Source organism: Streptomyces sp. NPDC037273 (genome assembly GCF_055603625.1).
Window position 1 is genome coordinate 37,357 of the sequence record NZ_JBVJVO010000007.1, and the last position, 15,893, is coordinate 53,249.

13 protein-coding genes and 3 tRNA genes are annotated in these 15,893 nt (G+C 73.4%); 7 read left to right on the forward strand and 9 right to left on the reverse strand.

Annotation, left to right across the window (positions count from 1 at the left end):
• Positions 1–155 precede the first annotated feature (155 nt).
• Positions 156–1,337, forward strand: coding sequence for a bifunctional glutamate N-acetyltransferase/amino-acid acetyltransferase ArgJ (gene argJ, locus ACZ7G1_RS19830; protein ID WP_470873235.1), 1,182 nt, complete (start codon positions 156–158; stop codon positions 1,335–1,337).
• 157 nt (positions 1,338–1,494) lie between these two features.
• Positions 1,495–3,180 carry an ABC transporter substrate-binding protein gene (locus ACZ7G1_RS19835; RefSeq protein ID WP_470873234.1) on the forward strand — a complete coding sequence of 562 codons (1,686 nt, stop codon included), beginning with the start codon at positions 1,495–1,497 and terminating at the stop codon, positions 3,178–3,180.
• Here the strand turns inward: ACZ7G1_RS19835 and ACZ7G1_RS19840 are convergent.
• Both ACZ7G1_RS19840 and ACZ7G1_RS19845 read right to left on the reverse strand, forming a co-directional pair.
• Positions 3,156–4,571, reverse strand: coding sequence for a LysR family transcriptional regulator (locus ACZ7G1_RS19840; protein WP_470873232.1), 1,416 nt, complete (start codon positions 4,569–4,571; stop codon positions 3,156–3,158). The genes ACZ7G1_RS19835 and ACZ7G1_RS19840 overlap by 25 nt on opposite strands.
• Before the next feature lie 156 nt (positions 4,572–4,727).
• Positions 4,728–5,468 carry an SDR family NAD(P)-dependent oxidoreductase gene (locus ACZ7G1_RS19845; RefSeq protein WP_470873230.1) on the reverse strand — a complete coding sequence of 247 codons (741 nt, stop codon included), beginning with the start codon at positions 5,466–5,468 and terminating at the stop codon, positions 4,728–4,730.
• 271 nt (positions 5,469–5,739) lie between these two features.
• Between ACZ7G1_RS19845 and ACZ7G1_RS19850 the strand changes: the two genes are divergently transcribed.
• From ACZ7G1_RS19850 to ACZ7G1_RS19865, 4 genes are read left to right on the forward strand one after another with little or no spacing between them, the layout of a single operon-like run.
• The gene (locus ACZ7G1_RS19850; protein WP_470873229.1) at positions 5,740–6,915 is read left to right on the forward strand and encodes a cytochrome P450; all 1,176 of its coding nucleotides are present in this window, start codon (positions 5,740–5,742) and stop codon (positions 6,913–6,915) included.
• Entirely contained in the window at positions 6,912–7,127 is a 216-nt protein-coding gene (locus ACZ7G1_RS19855; protein ID WP_470873228.1) for a ferredoxin, read from the forward strand. The genes ACZ7G1_RS19850 and ACZ7G1_RS19855 overlap by 4 nt, the downstream gene beginning before the upstream one ends.
• A 6-nt stretch (positions 7,128–7,133) precedes the next feature.
• Entirely contained in the window at positions 7,134–8,477 is a 1,344-nt protein-coding gene (locus tag ACZ7G1_RS19860; RefSeq protein WP_470873226.1) for a serine hydrolase, read from the forward strand.
• The gene (locus ACZ7G1_RS19865; RefSeq protein ID WP_470873224.1) at positions 8,474–9,448 is read left to right on the forward strand and encodes an EamA family transporter; all 975 of its coding nucleotides are present in this window, start codon (positions 8,474–8,476) and stop codon (positions 9,446–9,448) included. Before ACZ7G1_RS19860 ends, ACZ7G1_RS19865 begins: the two co-directional genes overlap by 4 nt.
• Here the strand turns inward: ACZ7G1_RS19865 and ACZ7G1_RS19870 are convergent.
• From ACZ7G1_RS19870 to ACZ7G1_RS19900, 7 genes are all read right to left on the reverse strand, one after another.
• A complete protein-coding gene (locus tag ACZ7G1_RS19870; protein ID WP_470873222.1) occupies positions 9,403–10,419 on the reverse strand; it encodes a GNAT family N-acetyltransferase in 1,017 nt (338 codons plus the stop codon). The two genes, ACZ7G1_RS19865 and ACZ7G1_RS19870, sit on opposite strands and share 46 nt — an antisense overlap.
• Positions 10,420–10,651: 232 nt before the next feature.
• Positions 10,652–12,334, reverse strand: coding sequence for an ABC transporter substrate-binding protein (locus tag ACZ7G1_RS19875; RefSeq protein ID WP_470873221.1), 1,683 nt, complete (start codon positions 12,332–12,334; stop codon positions 10,652–10,654).
• Positions 12,331–13,446 carry a GNAT family N-acetyltransferase gene (locus ACZ7G1_RS19880; protein WP_470873220.1) on the reverse strand — a complete coding sequence of 372 codons (1,116 nt, stop codon included), beginning with the start codon at positions 13,444–13,446 and terminating at the stop codon, positions 12,331–12,333. The genes ACZ7G1_RS19875 and ACZ7G1_RS19880 overlap by 4 nt, the downstream gene beginning before the upstream one ends.
• Positions 13,443–14,771: an ATP-grasp domain-containing protein gene (locus ACZ7G1_RS19885; RefSeq protein WP_470873218.1), complete on the reverse strand. Its 1,329-nt coding sequence runs from the start codon at positions 14,769–14,771 to the stop codon at positions 13,443–13,445. Before ACZ7G1_RS19885 ends, ACZ7G1_RS19880 begins: the two co-directional genes overlap by 4 nt.
• Positions 14,772–15,045: 274 nt before the next feature.
• Positions 15,046–15,122: transfer RNA gene (locus ACZ7G1_RS19890), tRNA-Ile, on the reverse strand.
• A gap of 162 nt (positions 15,123–15,284) precedes the next feature.
• Positions 15,285–15,360 (reverse strand) — tRNA-Asn (locus ACZ7G1_RS19895).
• A gap of 5 nt (positions 15,361–15,365) precedes the next feature.
• A tRNA-Asn gene (locus ACZ7G1_RS19900) sits at positions 15,366–15,438 on the reverse strand.
• 135 nt (positions 15,439–15,573) lie between these two features.
• Between ACZ7G1_RS19900 and ACZ7G1_RS19905 the strand changes: the two genes are divergently transcribed.
• The gene (locus tag ACZ7G1_RS19905; RefSeq protein ID WP_470873217.1) at positions 15,574–15,885 is read left to right on the forward strand and encodes a YtxH domain-containing protein; all 312 of its coding nucleotides are present in this window, start codon (positions 15,574–15,576) and stop codon (positions 15,883–15,885) included.
• Positions 15,886–15,893 lie beyond the last annotated feature (8 nt).

A 15,893-nucleotide genomic window follows, 5' to 3' on the forward strand; every position in this document is an offset into this window, starting at 1 on the left:
TTCCGCTCCTCCGGGCGCGCCCCGCCGCCTCTTCGGTGGCGGGGCGCGCCCTCACACACACCCTCGATGCATAGATATGCTGAGAACCTGGAATTGATGCAGTGGGGTGCCGGACCCGCCGTCGCCCCGCCATCCGCGTGACAGGAGACGCCTTCATGTCCGAGCCCACACCGCACGCACCGCGGGGATTCGTCGTCCACACGGCACCGGTGGGACTGGCCGACGACGGCCGCGACGACTTCACCGTGCTCGCCTCCACCGCCCCCGCCACGGTGAGCGCGGTCTTCACCCGCTCCCGGTTCGCCGGACCGAGCGTCCTGCTGAGCCGCGAGGCCGTGGCCGACGGCCGGGCCCAGGGGGTCGTGGTCCTCGCGCGCAACGCCAACGTCGCCACCGGACGCGACGGCGAGGCCAACGCGCGCGAGGTCCGCGAGTCCGTCGCGCGCACCCTCGGCGTACCGGAGGGCGAACTCCTCATCGCCTCCACCGGGGTGATCGGCCGCCAGTACCCGATGGAGAAGATCCGGCAGCACCTCAAGACGCTCGCGACGCCGTTCCCCGAGGGCGGTTTCGACCGGGCGGCCCGCGCGATCATGACCACCGACACCCGGCCCAAGCAGGTCTCGGCGCGGATCGGCGAGGCCACCCTGGTGGGCATCGCCAAGGGCGTCGGCATGATGGAGCCCGACATGGCGACGCTCCTCACGTTCTTCGCCACGGACGCCCGGCTCGACGCCGAGGAGCAGGACCGGATCTTCCGCAGGGTGATGGACCGGACCTTCAACGCGGTCAGCATCGACACCGACACCTCCACCAGCGACACGGCGGCCCTCTTCGCCAACGGGCTGGCCGGCGAGGTGGACCCGGCCGCCTTCGAGGAGGCGCTGTACACCGTCGCGCTGGCCCTGGTGAAGGACATCGCGAGCGACGGCGAGGGCGCGAGCAAGCTCATCGAGGTCCAGGTCACCGGCGCCCGCGACGCCGCCCAGGCCAAGCGGGTGGGCAAGGCCGTGGTCAACTCCCCGCTGGTGAAGACCGCGGTGCACGGCAGCGACCCCAACTGGGGCCGGGTCACCATGGCCATCGGCAAGTGCTCCGAGGACACCGACATCGACCAGGAGCGGGTCACCGTCCGCTTCGGCGCCGTCGAGGTCTACCCGCCGCGCGCCGGGGGCGCCGAGGACGAGGACGCGCTGCGCGACGCCGTCGCCGAGCACCTGAAGGGCGACGAGGTCGTCATCGGCATCGACCTGGGCATCGCCGACGGGTCCTTCACCGTCTACGGCTGCGACCTCACCGAGGGCTACGTGCGCCTCAACTCGGAGTACACCACCTGATCCGCCCGGCGCGGGGCGGCGGCCACGGCCCCGCCCCGGGCCCGCCGGGATATGCCGACCCGCCCCCGGGCTATGCGTACGGTCCGCCGCACCTCCTCCCCCGCCCGCCCCCGCCCCAGGATGGGACGGACGGCATCGCGACGAAGACTGGAGGATCATGGAGACCACTCGGTCGAGGACCGCGGACCAGGGTGACGGGGAAGGCCGGGGGTTCGACGCCGCCGTACGGGGTGTCGTCGGCCCCACCGACGTCCCGGGCGGCACGCTCCGGCTCGCCCGCACGGACGACTTCGACTCGCTGGACCCCGGCAACACGTACTACGCCTACACCTGGAACTTCCTCCGGCTCGTCGGCCGGACCCTGGTCACCTTCGACACCGCCCCCGGCAAGGACGGCCAGCGCCTGGTGCCTGACCTCGCCGAGTCGCTCGGCGAGCCCTCCGAGGGCGGCCGGGTGTGGACGTACCGGCTGCGCGAGGGGCTGAAGTACGAGGACGGCACGCCCGTCACCTCCGCGGACGTCAAGTACGCCATCGCGCGCAGCAATTACGGCACCGACGTGCTCGGCGCCGGGCCGACCTACTTCCGCCACCTGCTCGGCACCGACTACGGCGGCCCGTGGCGGGAGCCCGGCACCGACGGCCCGGTCACCCTGGAGACCCCCGACGAGCGCACCCTCGTCTTCCGGCTGCTCGAACCCTTCGCCGGCCTCGACCTGCTCGCGACGATGCCCAGCACCACCCCGGTGCCCCGGGACCGGGACACCGGCGCCGACTACCGGCTCGGCCCGGTGGCCACCGGCCCGTACCGGGTCGCCTCCTACACCCGCGGACAGCTCGCCGTCCTGGAGCCCAACCCGCACTGGGACCAGGCCACCGACCCGGTCCGCGTCCGGCGGGCCGGGCGCATCGAGGTCCACCTGGGCAAGGACCCGCACGAGGTGGACCGGATGCTGCTCGCCGGCGAGGCGCACGTCGACCTGGCCGGGTTCGGGGTGCAGCCCTCGACGCAGGAGCGGATCCTCGCCGACCCGGCGCTGCGCGCCCACGCCGACAACCCGCTCACCGGCTTCACCTGGATCTACTGCCTGTCGAGCAACGTCGCCCCGTTCGACGACGTCCACTGCCGGCGGGCCGTGCAGTACGCCACCGACAAGGCCGCGATGCAGCTGGCGTACGGCGGGCCGGTCGGCGGCGACGTCGCCACCACCCTGCTGCCGCCGACCCTCGACGGCTACCGGCCCTTCGACCGCTACCCGGTCGGCCCGGACGCCACCGGCGACCTGGACGCCGCCCGCGCCGAACTGAAGGCGGCCGGCCTGCCGGACGGCTTCCGCACCCGGATCGCCGCCCGCAAGGACCGGCTCAAGGAGTACCGGGCCGCCGAGGCCCTGGCGGCCGGACTCGCCCGGGTCGGCATCGAGGCCGAGGTGGTGGACTTCCCGTCCGGCGACTACTTCGACCTCTACGGCGGCTGCCCCGCGTACCTCCGCGAGCACGGCATCGGGATCATCATGTTCGGCTGGGGCGCCGACTTCCCCGACGGCTACGGCTTCTTCAAGGAGATCGTCGACGGCCGGTCCATCAAGGAGCGCGGCAACCAGAACATGGGCGAGCTCGACGACCCCGAGATCAACGCCCTCCTCGACGAGGGCGCGCGGTCCGCCGACCCGGTGCGGCGCGCCGAGATCTGGCACCGCATCGACCGGCTGACGATGGAGCACGCGGTGATCGTCCCCTACCTCTACCCGCGCTCCCTGCTCTACCGCCACCCGGACACCCGGAACGTCTACGTCACCGGCTCCTTCGGGATGTACGACTACGTGGCGCTCGGCGCGAGCTGAGTCACCGCCCGGCCGGCCCCGGCCCCGCGATACGGCGGGCCGGAGCCGGCCGGATGGGCCCGGCACGCGACGGCCGCCTCCCGGAAGTCGGCCTCGTACCCGTCCAGCAGGCTCAGGAACCGGCGGGTCGGCCCGGTCAGGCTGGTGCCCCGCGGGCTGCGCAGCAGCAGCCGGGCGCCCAGGGCCTGTTCGAGGCGGTGGATGCGCCGGGTCAGCGCCGACTGGCTGATGGAGAGCACCGCCGCCGCCCGGTTGATGCTGCCGTGCCGCGCCACGGCCTTCAGGAGGTGGAGGTCCTCCACGTCCAGCTTCCGCCCCTCGGCCGGCGCCGCAGCGGCGCCCTCCCGCTCGCCGTTCACGGCCGGGTCGCTGTGCCGCCTGGTCTGCTCGGCGTGCCACCGGCTCCACCAGGGCTCGTCGAGCAAGTCGCGATGGTGGGCGGCGAAGCGGCGCAGATGGCCGCGGGCGATCAGGGCGGCGAGCCGGGCGGCGAGCGCGGGCGGGACGACCGTGGGGTCGGCGAGCAGACTCACCGTGCGGCGCGGTCGCTCCACCAGCGAGCGGCGCACCAGGGAGGGCGCGTGCGCGGCCGGATGGGCGGGCGAGCCGAGGCCGATCGCGTCCCCGCGGCTGAGGATGCCGCGGACCACCGAGGCGTCGGCGACCTGGAGCCGCGCGGGCGCCGGCAGACCGGCCGTCTGGAACACCCGGGCCACCAGGATCTCGGAGGCGGGCCCCGACTCCGACACCCAGGTCTCGTCCCGCAGGTCGGCGAGGGAGATCTGGGGCCGGCCGGCCAGCGGGTGGTCCCTCGGCAGGACGGCCCACAGCGGGTCGTCGAGGACCTCGTGGGTCCTGGCCGGCCGCTCCGGCGCGTGGCAGGGCGCGTCGGTGGTCCAGGTGTAGGCCGCGTCGACGAGGTAGTCGGTGAGGTGCGCGGTCACCTGGCTCGGCTCCGCGTGGCGGACCGCGAGCAGCAGGCCGAGGGTGGCAGCCGCGTCCTCCACCACGTCCTCCAGGAGCGGTGCCGTGGCGGCCAGCGAGAGGACCTCGGGGGCGTCGACGGCCTCGGAGCGGTGGCCGAGCAGCTGGGTGCGCGCGGCGAGGTCGATCCGGCGGAAGAAGCGGCGCCCGGCGACGAGCAGGCGGGAGCCCGCCGACGTCAGCCGGGCGGTGTGCAGGCCGCGGAGGGTCAGCGGGGCGCCGACGGCCCGGTCGAGCCGGTCGAGCCGGCGGTCCACCGTGCTGTGCCGGGCGCCCGCGCGCCGGGCCACCTCGGCGATGTCCCCGTACTGTCCCACCGCGGCCAGCAAGGACAGATCGTGCCGACTGATGGCGGACAGCGATTCCACCCTGTCGGCGACCGGCTCCCACTCCACCAAGAGAGACAATTTCGCTTCCCTTTTCCATCGAAGAATCGACGTCGAATTGCCCGTCGCTTTTCTGGAATTGCGGAATCGATCATGGCAGGCGGTCCTCTTCTGCCGCTCCTCGCCGCGGTGGGCCGAGAGCGCGCGGAGACCGGCGCGATAGCCGGGCGCGCCGGGTCAGGCCTGGTCGGTCGGGCGGACCAGGATCTCCTGGACGGTGGCGTGCGGCGGTGCGGTCACGGCGTAGCGGACGGCCTCGGCGACGTCGGCGGCGTGCAGCCTGCGGATCTTCCCGATCCGGTCCTCGAAGGCCGCCTTGGTCGGGGCGTGGGTGATGTGGGTGCGCAACTCGGTGTCGGTGGTGCCGGGTTCGATGAGCACCACGCGCACTCCGCGCTCGGTGACCTCCTGGCGCAGCGTCTCGCTGAAGGCGCCCACGGCGAACTTGGTGGCCTGGTAGACACCGGCGTTGCGGACGACCGTGCGGCCCGCGATGGAGGACATCTGCACGATGATCCCCTTGCTGCGCAGCAGCTGCGGCAGGGCGGCCCGGGTCATGTGCAGGACGCCGAGGACATTGGTGTCGATCATGCGGGTCCAGTCGGTGAGGTCGGCGTCCTCGATGGGCCCGAGCAGCATCAGGCCCGCGTTGTTGACCAGGATGTCGAGGCCGCCGAGCGCCTCGGCGGTGGAGCGCACAGCCTCCTCGGCGGCGGCCGCGTCGGTCACGTCCAGCTCGACGACGTGGACCTTCGCCCCGGCGGCGGTCAGTTCGTCGGCGAGCGCGCGCAGCCGGTCCACCCGGCGGGCGGCGACGGCGACGGCGGCGCCCTCGGCCGCCAGCATCCTGGCCGTGGCCTCGCCGATGCCCGAGCTCGCCCCGGTGACGAGCGCGACCTTCCCCTGCAGTGCGGCCATCGTCTCTCCCCATGTGGTCGCCGCCGTCCTGAGCGACGGAATTTCCGGCGTACGGATTTCCGGAGAATACGAAGCCGGCGGACCCCTCATGACCGTTCTGGTTATGCCTGTTCCGGCCGGGTTATGCGACCGGCGGAAGGTGCCCGGGCACGGCGTTCCGCGCTCCGGCAGATTGGCCGTACGACGACATGCCGGTCCGTGTGCACCGATTGGGCGGTGGATGATGAGCGAGGCAGCTCCTCGACAGCGACAGGAGGCGTCGGCGTACCCGATGCCCCGCGTCTCCCCGGTGGATCCCCCGCCGGGGCTCGCCGAGTTGCGGGCCGGGAGGGCCGCGAGCCGGGTCAGCCTGTGGGACGGCAGCGAGGTGTGGCTGGTGACCTCACACGCCGCCGTACGGTCCCTGCTCGGCGACCGCCGCCTCACCGCGGTCACCAGCGCGCCCGGCTTCCCGATGCTGACCCGCACCTCGCCGCTGGTGCGGGCGAACCCGAAGTCGGCCTCCTTCATCCGCATGGACGACCCGGAGCACTCCCGGCTGCGCTCCATGCTCACCCGCGACTTCCTGACCCGCAGGGCCGAGGCGCTGCGGCCCGCGGTGCGCGAACTCCTGGACGAGACGCTGGCGAAGCTGGTGGCCGGGGAGCGGCCGGTCGACCTGGTGCAGGGGCTGACCATTCCGGTGCCCTCCCGGGTCATCACCCTCCTCTTCGGGGCGGGCGACGACCGCCGCGAGTTCATCGAGAGCCGCAGCGCGATCCTCATCGACCGCGGCTACACCCCCGACCAGGTCGGCACCGCCCGTGACGAACTCGACGGCTATCTGCGCGAGTTGGTCGAGGAGCGGCTTGCCGACCCCGGCGCCGACCTGATCAGCCGGCTGGTGCTCGACCAGGTCCGCCCGGGCAACCTGACCGTCGAGGAACTGGTCCCGATGTGCCGGCTGCTCCTGGTGGCCGGCCACGGCACGACCACCAGCCAGGCCAGCCTCAGCCTGCTGAGCCTGCTGACCGACCCGCACCTGGCCGAGGCGCTCGCGAAGGACTCCGAGCTGCTGCCCCAGGCGGTGGACGAGCTGCTGCGCTTCCACTCGATCGTGCAGAACGGTCTGGCGCGGGCCGCGATCGAGGACGTCGAGCTCGACGACGTCACCATCAAAGCCGGCGAGGGCGTGGTGCTTTCGCTGTCGGCGGGCAACCGGGACGAGGCGGTGTTCCCCGACCCGGACCGCATCGACCCGCACCGCGACGCCCGCCGGCACCTCGCCTTCGGCCACGGCATGCACCAGTGCCTGGGCCAGTGGCTCGCCCGCGTCGAACTGGAGGAGATCCTCGCCGCGGTGCTGCGCTGGATGCCCGGCGCGCGGCTCGCCGTCCCGTTCGACGAACTGGACTTCCGCCACGAGGTGTCGAGTTACGGCCTCGGCGCCCTCCCCGTCACCTGGTGAGCGCCGTGGACCGGCTCACCGTCACGGTCGACCCGGAGGCCTGCTGCGCCATGGGCCGCTGCGCCGCCACCGCGCCCGCGCTCTTCGACCAGGACCCCGCCACCGGGACCGTGATCCTGCTGAACGCCACTCCCCCACCCGAGCTGCACGAGGGCGCCCGGCTGTCCGCCGAGCTGTGCCCGTGCGCGGCCATCACGGTCACCGAGGCCTGAGGAGCGATGATGAACGACGCTGCCGGTACCGCCCCGTCCGCCGCCGAGGCGGCGCTCGCCGCCGACCCCTCCGCCATGGGCGAGGCGGCCCGCTGGGCGGTCGACCTGCTCACGGCGCCCGGTCTCGCCGGCGAGGAGGCCATCGTCGGGCGCTTCGTGCCCTCCTTCCCGTTCGGACTCGGCGGGGGCTTCACCCAGCGGCTCAAGGAGTGGCGGGAGAAGGGGCCGTTCACGATCGAGGCGTACGAGCCGGTCGCCCACAAGGGCTGGGTCACGCTGAGCGGCGGCGACGGAGTACGGCAGCTGCTGTCGCTGACCCTCGACTCCAGCGGCCTGGTGCGCCTCCTCACCTTCCAGCCCGAGACGCTGATACCCGAGGTGAACAGCTGGGACGAGGTCGAGGACCTGCTGCGCACCCCCGGCGTGGACCACTCCGTGCTCGCCGCCCGGATCACCCCCGGCGGCCCGGTCGTGCTCCACGAGTCGGCCGCGAGCACCCCGATGCCCACCGGTTCGGTGTACAAGCTGTACGTGCTCCGCGCGCTGTTCGTCGCGGTCGACGAGGGCCGGGTCCGCTGGGACGACGAGGTCACCGTGACGCCCGCCCTGCGCAGTCTGCCCACCGGCGACATGCAGGAACTCCCGGACGGGGCAAGGGTGTCGGTGCGCGAGACGGCTCACAAGATGATCGCGCTCAGCGACAACACGGCCGCCGACCTGCTCATGGACCTCCTCGGCCGGCCCGCCGTGGAGGCCGCGCTCGGCCCGGCCGGGCACCACGACCCGAACCTGCTGCGCCCGTTCCTCACCAGCCACGAGGTCTTCGAGCTCGGCTGGGGCGATCCCGGGCGGCGCGCCGAGTGGGCGCGGCGGGACGAGCGGGGCCGGCGCGAGCTGCTGCGCGAGATCGCCGGACCGGTCACGGTCGGCATCGGCGACCTGGGCGAGACGGTGCACCAGCTGGGCCTGGACTGGTACATGGACGCCTATGACGTGCTGCGGGTGCTCGAGGGGCTCCGGCAGGACAGCGAGCGGGATGCCACCGGGGTCGTGGAGGAGATCCTCACCGCCTATCCCGGGGTGCCGGTGGACCGGGACCGCTGGTCGCGGGTCTACTTCAAGGCCGGTTCGAGCCCGGGGGTGATGACCTTCTGCTGGCTGGTCCAGGACCGGGCGGGCGAGGCGTGGGCGGTGGTGCTGCGGCAGGCCGCCGCCGAGCAGAAGCTCATCGGCGACGGGGTGTTCCTGCGCGGGGCGGGCCGCCGGATCATCGAGTCCGGCCTGCTCACGGCGGGCCCGGGGCCGTCCGGTGACGGTGCGGGCGAGCCCGCCGGAAGCCCCGCCCGGTGAGCGTCAGGGACCGGCTGCTCGCGGTGCTCGTCGCCGTGCTGTGGGGGCTGAACTTCCTGGCCGTACGGATCGGGCTCGACCACTTCCCGCCGGTGTTCCTCTCCGCGATGCGCTTCCTCGTCCTCGCGGTGCCCGTGGTCCTGTTCGTGCCGCGCCCCAAGGTCGCGGCACGCTGGCTGGTGATCTACGGGCTCGGCTTCGGCGTCGTGCAGTTCGCGCTGCTCTTCCTCGCCATCGACCTCGGCATGCCGTCCGGGCAGGCCTCGGTGGTGGTGCAGGCCTCGGCCCCGTTCACCATGCTGCTCGGCCTGCTGTTCGGCGAGCGGATCAGCCGCCGCCAGGTGGTCGGCATCGTGCTCGCGGTGCTCGGCATGACGGCGATAGCGGTCGAACGGGCCCGGGGCGCCGCCCTGTTGCCGCTGCTGCTCACTCTGCTCGCCGCGCTCGGCTGGGCGATGGGCAACGTCGCGAGCCGCCAGGCCCGCCCCGACCATCCGCTGCGCTTCGCGCTGTGGATGTCCGTCGTGCCGCCGCTGCCGCTGCTCGCCCTCTCCGCGCTCCTCGAAGGCCCGGCCACCGGCTGGCGGGCGCTCGGCGAGTCCTTCGGCCCCGCCGGGGCGGCCGGCCTGGTGGCGCTGCTCTACACCTCGCTCGCGGGCACGGTGGTCGGCTCCGGGATCTGGACGACCCTGCTGAAGCGGTACGAGGCGGGGACGGTCGCCCCGTTCTCCATGCTGGTGCCGGTGGTGGCCGTCGCGGTGGCGTGGATCTTCCTCGGCGAGCGGCTCTCCGTCTGGTCGGCGGTGGCCAGCGTGACGGTCGTCGTCGGCGTCCTCGTGGGCACGACGAAGGGCCGGGCCCCGGCCGGCGGGACGGCGGGGGCCCGGCCCGGTCCGCCGGGGCCCGCGGCCCCGGCGGCTCCCGGTCACTCCGGGGCGACGTCGCGGGTCCAGAACACCCAGCGGTCGTAGGGCTCGAAGCCCATCGCCGCGTTGAGGGCGATCACCGGGTGGTTGTCCTCGGCGTTGGCCGTCTCGATCAGCCGCACCCCGGGCTCGTTCCGCAGCACCTGGGCCAGGTTGGCGAGCTTGAGGAGCAGGCCGAGGCGGTGGCCGCGGTGGTCGCGGTGCACGACCGTCATGCCCTGGAGGGCGTACTCGGGGTTGCCCGAGGTCTTGGACACGCTGGTGTAGCCGGCGAGGGTGCCGCTCGCCGTGTGCACCACGCCGGTGTGGTGGGCCCGCCGGCCCCGGCCGACCCGCATGGTCTCGAACTGCCGGGCGTAGCTGGTGCGGACGTCCGCCTCGGCCGGGTCGGGGTTCGCGTCGCCCAGGGACAGTTCGAGCCGCGAGACCGGCACGGCGTGCTCGTCGGGCGTGATGGTGCCCCAGGTGACCAGGGAGTACCCCTCGGGCGTGGCGGGCACCCCGTCGGCCAGCGGGTCGTGCCGGCGCAGGTCGAGCCACTGGTGCACGCCCGCCGGCACCCCGGCCGGGCGCGCGCCCGTCGCGGCGGCGAACGCGGCGGCCGCCGGGTCCTGCGGCGGGCCGTCCGGCAGGCTCTCGACGACCGTCGCGGCGAGCGAGCTCCGCCCGTGCTTGCGGGCCAGCGAGAGCGCGTGGTCGTGCAGCGCCCGGCCGATGCCGCGGCGCCGCAGCGCGGGGTGGACGAGCAGCTGGTCCACCCGCGCGGACGGCGCGCCCTCGGGCAGCGCGAGGCGCAGGGCGCCCACCACGCGGCCCTCGCTGCGTACCACCCAGTCGTCGAGGACGGTGGCGGGCGGCGCGAACCTCAGCGAGCCGACCAGGTCCACATTGCACGGCGGCGCGGACCTCGGACCCGCGGCGGTCGCCACGGCCACCAGGTCGAGCCACTGCCCGACCGTCTCGTCGTCGTCCGCGCCGAGCGGCACGAACTCCAGGTCGCGGGGGGCGTCGGTCATTCGGCTTCCTTACGGGTGGGTGCGGAGGGGGCGTCGTGGGTAGGGCCTGTCTGACCATGCGCGTCGGATCAGGCCGGGTCGTTCGGTGCGTGCGATCGGCGTGCGGCCGAGGCGCCCTCGTTTGGGGTCTCCCCTGCTCGAGCGGAGCCGAGAGCTTGGGGAAGGAGCTACTTGGGCGTTTCGGCCGTGCGGCGAGCGTGCGTGCCGGGCGGGCCGGACCCGACGGGCATGGTCAGACAGGCCCTAGGCCCATGGCCTGGATGTCGTACAGGCCGAAGGCGGGGTGGACGTAGACGTTGGTGACCCAGGGGTTGCGGAAGTGCAGGGTCTTGTCGTGGACGAGGGGCAGCAGGACGGCGTGCTCCATGACCCGGCGTTCGACGGCCCGCCAGCGGGTGGCGCGCTCCTCCGGGTCGGTGCTGTGGAGGGTCTCGTCGATCAGGCCGTTGACGACGGGGTCGTCGAGTTCGGGGAGGTTCCAGTTGCCGCCGTTGCGCCGGATCTGGCGGCCGTCGACGAGCGGGGCGAGGAAGCCGTACTCGGTGGGGAAGTCGGCGCCCCAGTCGGTGACGATCAGTCCGAGCCCGTGCCGGCGCACGGTTCCGGGGTGTCCGGCGCCGAGGCTGAAGTACGTGGCGACGTCGAGTTCCTTGACGGTGAGCCGGATGCCGACCCGGGCCACCGACTCGGCGAGCGCGTCGGCGACCAGACGGAACTTGCCGCGCTGGGTGCCGATCACCGCCTCGAAGCCGTCGGGGAGCCCCGCGGCGGCCAGTTCGGCCCGCGCCGCCGCCAGGTCGCCGCGCAGGTCGGGTCCGGTCGGGTAGGGGTCGAGGTCCTGGTGCGCGGGCAGCCGGGGCGGGAAGAGCGCGGTGGTCAGGTCGCCGCCGGTGACCGGTCCGCCGCGGGCCTCCTGGAGCAGGATCTTGTCGGCCGCGTAGTGCACGGCCCGGCGGGCGTGCACGTCCCCGAAGGGCGGGATGTGCGGCTGGAGGGCGACGAAGTGCAGGAAGCTCGTCCGGGGGTTGTCGGTGTACGAGCGCAGCACGGCGTCGCCCGTCACCCGTTCCTGGGCCGCGTGCTGGAGGCCCCTGCCCTCCAGGTTGATGTCGAACTCGCCGTCGATCAGCCGGGCGTCGAGCTCGTCGACGTCCAGGCCGATGGCCAGTTCCACCCGGTCCGGCAGCGCGGGCCGCAGCGGGTCGGTCGCCCGGTCCCAGTACGGGTTGCGTTCGAGCCGCAGGCTCGCCCCCGGCCGGTGCTCGGCGACCCGGTAGGGGCCGCTGGAGCGCGGGTCGGCGCCGTAGTCGCCGCCGGTGTCGGCGGCCCGGGGCACCGGCGCCGTGCACGGCTGGGCCATCAGGTGGTCGAAGTCGGAGAAGGGCCGGGTCAGCCGGAAGACGATCGTGTGGTCGTCGGGGACCTGCACGGACCGCAGCGGCCGGTCCGTGCGGTACGGCCCCGGGTAGGGCCGGTCCGGGTCGTCGAGGAGCGGGATGAGGTAGGTGGGGCCGCCCGGCAGGACGTCCTGCGCGAAGACCCGCTGCACGGCGTGGCGGACGTCGGCGGCGGTGATCGGGGTGCCGTCGTCGTAGCGCAGCCCGCGCCGCAGCCGGTACGTCCAGGTCCGGCCGCCGTCGGCGACCTCCCCGGGCCCTTCGGCGAGGTCGGGGACCGGGACGAGCCCGGCGGGTCCCGCGTCGGTCGGGTAGGCCATGAGGGTCCGGTTGAGCATCCGCTGGAGCAGCCAGACCCACACGTAGTAGGTGCGGGCCGGGTCGAGCGAGTCGACGTCGGCCGAGGAGGCGAGCCGGAGCGTTCCGCCGCGCCGGTCCGAGGGGTTGACGATCCCTCCGACGCCGGAGTCCCAGCCGGCTCCGGGGCGGCGGACGGGCACGGGCCCTGGCGATGTCATCGGGGCGTCCTTTCGAGCCGGAGGAGGAAGGAGTGTTCGCGGGCCGCAAGGCAGCCCCGGGCGAGTTTGGCCTCGACGCTGCCGATCCCGGCGTGCAGGACCTTCACGCCCTGCTCGGCCGCGGCCTCCAGGACGCGGTAGTACAGGACGTCGTAGTAGAGGGGCAGCTTGCCCTGGGCCTCGTAGTCGAAGCCGGCGCGGTGGCCGAACCACTCCTCGCCGCCCCGGGCCCGGTTGCGCAGGACCATCCCGAAGCCGATGGGCACGCCGTCCTTGCGGGCCACCGACACCATGGCGTCCTCGCCCATGACCTCGCCGATCCAGCCGATGAGCCCGGCCGAGTGCTCGGGCGTGGCCGGATTCCCGTACTTGCGCAGCAGGTTGCAGTCCAGCTCGCCGAGCCGGGGCGCGAGTTCCGGGGTGATCCGCTCGATCCTGACGTCGATCCCCGCCTCGTCCAGGGCGCGGCGCTCCAGGCGGACCCGGCGCCGCCGGTGCTTGGTCATCCCGGCGAGGAACTGCTCCCAGCCGCCGGGCGGCACGGGCAGCCAGGCGTAGTGCGCCGACGGGTGCGAGCGGTAGCCGCGCTCCCGCAGCAGCTCCACCAGGCCGCTGTCCCGCTCGTCGACGTGCGGGAAGCAGACGGTGGCCGCGCCCCGGGCCCGCGCGAGTTCCTCGGCCTCTGCGACCAGGGCCGCCACGTCCTCGGGCCGCCCGTCGGCGCCCGTCAGGGGCCGGGTGCGGCCCAGGTGCCGGCCGCCGCAGACGAGGGACGGCAGCAGCGACGCGGGGTCGTCGCCGGCCGTGTCGCGGAGCCGTTCCGCCGCCTCGGGGTCCCCTTCCTCCACGCCCCGCGCCAGCATCGCGTCGGGGCGCGCGAGCAGCCACGGCACCGTGGCGTCGGCCCACGCGGTGACCAGCGCCGCCACCGGCCGCCCGGCCCTCCGGCGCACCAGGAAGTCCATGGTGGTGCCGGAGTTCCGCTCCTGTACGGCGAGCCAGCGCGGGGTCTGGAAGAAGTCCTCGGGCCCGGTCAGCTCGCCCCATCCGGCCTCGTCGAGGGCGGCAGCCCCGGCCAGCCGTTCCACTCCCGCCGGCGCGTCGCCGCTCACGGGCGCCCGGCCGCGTCCCGGCCGTCCGCCGCGTCAGGACCGTCCTCCTCGACGACGAAGTCGAGGTATCCGGCGGCCTTGTCGGCGAGCGCCTGCGCTTCGAGGCGGTCGGGTCCCGCGCAGTAGGTGAAGCCGACGCAGGAGGAGTTGTCCATCCGCTGGAGCAGGTGGTCGCCCTTCTCCACGTGCAGCAGCACCTGTACGCCGGGCACGGCGGACGCGGCCTCGATGCCGTCGACCCGGACGAGCGTGCCGCGCCGCTGCGGGTAGATCATCCGCACGGCCGCCCCGCCCCGGTGCACGACGGGCTCGATCGGCGGCGTCTCCCCGATCGTGAGCAGCCAGGCGTCCAGGATCGGGCTGCGCCCGGTGACGTCGGTGACCAGCATGGTCATGCAGCTCGACGGCGTCCGCGGGTTGGCCTCGATGACCCGCCACCCGGTCTCGGTGCGCCGCACCTCGGTGTGGCAGGGCCCGTGGTCGTAACCGATCGCCTCCAGCGTCCTGATGACGACGGAGTACAGCGCGTCGCGCTCCTCGTCGGGCAGCGGTACGGGGAAGGTGTGCCCGCACTCGATGTAGGCCGGGTCCCCGAACAGGTCCTTGGAGGTGACGCCGAAGACGTGCGTGTGCCCGTCCACGGTCATCGTCTCCACGCTGACCTCGACCCCCTCGACGTACGTCTCCAGGAGCACCTCGCCGCTCCGGGGCTGTCCCCGGAGGCTCCGCCGCACCTCGCTCAGCTCCTCGAAGGCCACTTCGAGCTGCTCCATGTCGTCGACCCGCCGGACGCCGTAACTGATGGCCTCGGCCGGCGGCTTCGCGATCATCGGGAAGCCGAGCCGCCGGGCCGCCCCGGCCAACTCCCCCCGCTCCGCGACCAGCACGTGCGGGATGTTGTACGGCACGTCCCCGAGCGCCACCCTCAGCCGGTCCTTGACGTTCGCGGTCTCCACCGCCTCCGGGTCCGGCCCCGGCAGTCCCAGCCTGCGGGCCGCCCGCGCCGCGAGCACCGTGTGATAGTCGGAGAACGACGTGAGCCCGTCGACCAGCGGCCGCCCGTCGTCCCCGGTGACCTCGGCGAGCACCGCCTCCAGGTCCGTCGTGTCGACGTCGATCACCCGGTCCACGGCCGCACCCAGCGGATGCGAGTCCCAGTCGTGCCCGTGCGTGTACCAGTCCCGGTCCCCGGTCAGCAGCCACACCTCGAGCCCGTGCTCCCGCGCCTGGCGCAGGCCCAGCACGAACGGGTGGTTCTGCATGTGCTCCACGATCGCTATCCGCTTGCCCGCGAACTTCGCGTAATCGGCCAGGGGTGTCGTCATCGAACCGCCTCCGTCGTCCCGCAGTGCAGTCGCTTCACCTTCAGTCGCTCGACTGAACCCCCAGTGGACCCCGCCCCTCCCCCACCGGTCACGGCCCCCACCCCCGGAGCGCATAGGCCACGCCCAAGGCGCATAGGAGTCACCCCGCGACCCGCCCCGCACGCATCCGGGTGAGTATCGGCGTGTCGCTGCCGTGACGTGCCTCACGCGGGGTGCACCGTGGAAAACGAAGAGCCCGTCGCCGCAGGGAAAACCTTCCTGCAGCCACGGGCTGTGGTGGGGCGGGTGGGACTCGAACCCACGGCCGACGGATTATGAGTCCGCTGCTCTAACCGGCTGAGCTACCGCCCCGAACGGTGAGGCGCGTACATGTGTGCGCGCCGTCTGCCGCAGCATAGCCGCTCATACGATCTCCTGCTCCGGAAGATCGGCTCTGCTGACGATGAAGACCGCGGTGGGCCGCCGGTGGTTCCCGGAGACGCGAAAAAGGACCCCGAAGGGTCCTTTTTCGTGTGGCTCCCCCGACTGGACTCGAACCAGTAACCCTCCGGTTAACAGCCGAATGCTCTGCCAATTGAGCTACAGGGGATCGCGCTCCCCCGACTGGACTCGAACCAGTAACCTGCCGGTTAACAGCCGGCTGCTCTGCCAATTGAGCTACAGGGGATTGCTGCGTTGCACCGAACGGACCCCGTCCGGCTGACCGGGAGGGCGCTCGCTCGCTGCGAGACATACATTAGCGCAAGCAGGGGGGTGCTCCGCCAATCGGTATCCCCAGGGCCTCCAGGGAAGGATCGCAGCCGTGCGGTACAAGCTGACGTTCGTCGTGGGTCTAGCCCTCGGTTACGTGGTGGGGACGCGGGCCGGACGCGAGCGGTACGAGCAGATGAAGAAGTCGGCGCGGGACTTCGCGCAGAACCCGGCGGTGCGCAACGCGGCCGAGTCCGCGGCGCAGACCGGACGCCAGGTGGCGGGGAAGGCGGCGCACCTGGTGGGCGACAAGGTGGGCGACCGGCTGCCGTCCTCCGTGACCGACCGGGTGCACGCGTTGCGCGAGCGCGGCCGGGCGAACGGCAGGGTCGAGGACGACGACTGGGGCACCAGCAACACCTGATCGCCGCC